Source organism: Acidovorax sp. KPB24-03 (assembly GCF_057546605.1).
The window spans coordinates 1-2,442 of sequence record NZ_BAAJYR010000475.1 but is presented as its reverse complement, the minus strand read 5'-3'; the positions used below and the strand labels follow the sequence as shown (position 1 = coordinate 2,442).

The following is a 2,442-nucleotide window of genomic DNA, read 5'->3' as shown; positions in this document are numbered from 1 at the left end:
CCACGCCGGCAGCCGTCACCTCGACCGCCACGCCCAGCCAGCCGCCGTCGCCCGCGTGGCGCAGCGCGTTTTCGACCAGGTTGAAGAGCACCTGCCGCAGGCGGTCGGGGTCGGCATTCACCAGCGCCGCGCGTGGCGCCTGCGGCACCTGCAAATCGAGCGCCACGCCATGTTCGGCGATGCGGCTGGCATGGCTGGCCAGCGCCTCGCGCACCAGTTCCGCCAGGTCCTGCGGCGCCATCTTGAGCGACAGCTGGCCGGCTTCGGCCATCGACAGGGTGTGCAGATCACCGACCAGGCGCCCGAGGTACTCGACCTGCTCCAGCAGGGCGCGCGACTCGGCGGCGTCGGCCTCGATGACGCCGTCGCAGATCGCATGCAGGCGGGCGCGCAGCACGGTCAGCGGCGTGCGCAACTCGTGCGAGATGGAGGCGGCGGTGGCGCGGCGCTCGCGCGCCATGTCCTCCAGCGCATCGGTCATCTGGTTGAAGTGGCCCACCATCTCGGCCATCTCGCCCTTGTAGCGGCCCGGCTGCGCCCGCACGGTGAAGTCGCCCATGGCCACGCGCGTGGCGGCCTCGGCCATCGAGGCCACGGGCTGCGTGACCAGGCGCGACACCCAGAACCCCACTGCCAGCCCGAAAGGCAGGCACACCACCAGCCCGACGACCAGCGACCACTTCTCGCCGAACAGCAGGTCGCCGCGCCAGTACTGTCCGTAGATCGCCATCGCCTGGGGGCTGTCCTCCTGGTCGTGGTCGTTGAGCTCGTCCAGTTCGTGCTGCACGGTGGCGGGCAGGCTGCGGTAGAAATCGCGGTACTGCATTTCGGAGAACACGACCACGCTGGCCGCCAGCAGGCCCATGGTGGCGAGCAGCGTCCCGGCGATGTACAGCCCGAAGCGGACCCAGATGCGATCGAGGATGGAGCCTTGCATGGCGCGGCGGCTCGGGTCAGCCCTCGGCGGACTCGCCGGGCCACAGGCGATAGCCGATGCCGCGCACCGTCTCGATCAGCTCGCCCTGCCCGGCCTGCTGCAGCTTGCGCCGCAGCTTGGACAGGTGGGAGTCGATCACCCGGTCGAGCGCGTCGCTCTCGGGCAGGCAATGCTCAATGAGGTGGCCGCGCGAGAAGCAGCGCTTGGGCTGCGCCGCCAGGCAGGCCAGCAGCCGGAATTCGGTCAACGTGAGCGGCAGCGGCACGGCACGCCCGTCCTCGCCATAGGCCAGGGCGGCATGGGCCTGCTGGTCGATCTCGATCCGGCCCACGCGGATCGGCGTGGTGGCGGGCGCTTCCTGCGACCGCGTGCGGCGCAGCACGGCGCGCACGCGGGCCACCACCTCGGGCGGGCTGAAGGGCTTGACCACGTAGTCGTCGGCCCCCAGTCGCAGGCCGAGCAGCTTGTCGATGTCGTCCGCCAGCGCGGTGACCATGATGACCGGGGTCTGCCCCTCTTCGCGGATGGCGCGCAGCACGTCCAGGCCGTCCATGCCGGGCAGGTGGATGTCCAGCAGCACCATGTCGGGCCGCAGCTGGCGAAACAGCCGCAGGGCGTCCAGGCCGTTGCCGGCCTGCTGCGCCCGCAGTCCGTCGCGCTGCAGGTAGGCCGTGAGGATGCTGGCGATCCCGGGTTCGTCCTCGACCACGAGGACAAGCGGACCAGGCAGGGGGGCAGGACTGTTCATGGCAGCAGGGGCTAGGGCGGCGGCCACGGGGCCCGGGGAGGGTCCGAGGGCGGCACATCGCCGGCCGATTATCCATGGGCCGCCCTCCGCACCGGCCCCGGCGCGTCTCCACGTTTTCTCCACACGGTATTCACGGCTGCGCGAATTTTGGCGGGCCCAATGCCCGCTGAAAACCCTCCCCGCATGCCCTTCCCCCTCCAGGTCCTGTCCGCGTGAACCGATCCCTTCGCCTCCTGCCGTGCGCCGCGCTGTCCGTCCTGGTGGCCGGGTGCGCCGCGCTCGGGGGGGCCGATGCCCCCTCGGTGCAGGGCGTGGCCCCGGTGCCAGCGGCCTGGAGCCAGCCGGCGCCCGCCGGTGCGACGGCAGCCGACCTGCGGTCCTGGTGGAAGGCCTTCAACGACCCTGCGCTGGATGCCCTCGTGCAGGAAGCGCTGGCCAGCAACCTCGACCTGGCGCAGGCCGCCAGCCGGCTGCGCGAGGCCCGGCTGCAATCGGGCCGCGCGGCCCTGCAGTTCCGGCCGTCGCTGGGCGCCAGCGCCCGTTCGCTGCAGGACATTTCGGCCACGGACACCTACTTTCACGCCAGCCTGGACATGGTGTGGGAGCTGGGCCTCTTCGGCGCCGGCGAAAGCACGCGCCAGGCCGGCGAAGCCGAACTGGATGCGGCCGGGGCCGATGCCCAGGGCGTTCGGGTGGCGGTCGTGGCCGATGTGGTGCGCAACTACCTCGACCTGCGCGCCGCCCGCCGCCAGGCGCA

3 protein-coding genes are annotated in these 2,442 nt (G+C 71.9%); 1 reads left to right on the top strand and 2 read right to left on the bottom strand.

Features of this window, described 5'->3' with window-relative positions; genetic code table 11:
* Both AC27KI_RS22805 and AC27KI_RS22800 read right to left on the bottom strand, forming a co-directional pair.
* On the bottom strand, nucleotides 1-937 hold a 937-nt coding region (locus AC27KI_RS22805; protein WP_487115981.1), incomplete at its 3' end, for a HAMP domain-containing protein.
* A gap of 16 nt (nucleotides 938-953) precedes the next feature.
* Nucleotides 954-1,685: a response regulator gene (locus tag AC27KI_RS22800; protein ID WP_272565278.1), complete on the bottom strand. Its 732-nt coding sequence runs from the start codon at nucleotides 1,683-1,685 to the stop codon at nucleotides 954-956.
* A 212-nt stretch (nucleotides 1,686-1,897) separates the two neighbouring features.
* Between AC27KI_RS22800 and AC27KI_RS22795 the strand changes: the two genes are divergently transcribed.
* Nucleotides 1,898-2,442 (top strand): TolC family protein (locus AC27KI_RS22795; protein WP_487115980.1); only part of this gene is annotated, 545 nt, incomplete at its 3' end.

Coding starts and splice junctions, on each gene's coding strand:
- AC27KI_RS22800 (WP_272565278.1), bottom strand. CDS start 1,685: ATGAACAGTCCTGCCCCCCTGCCTGGTCCGCTTGTCCTCGTGGTCGAG.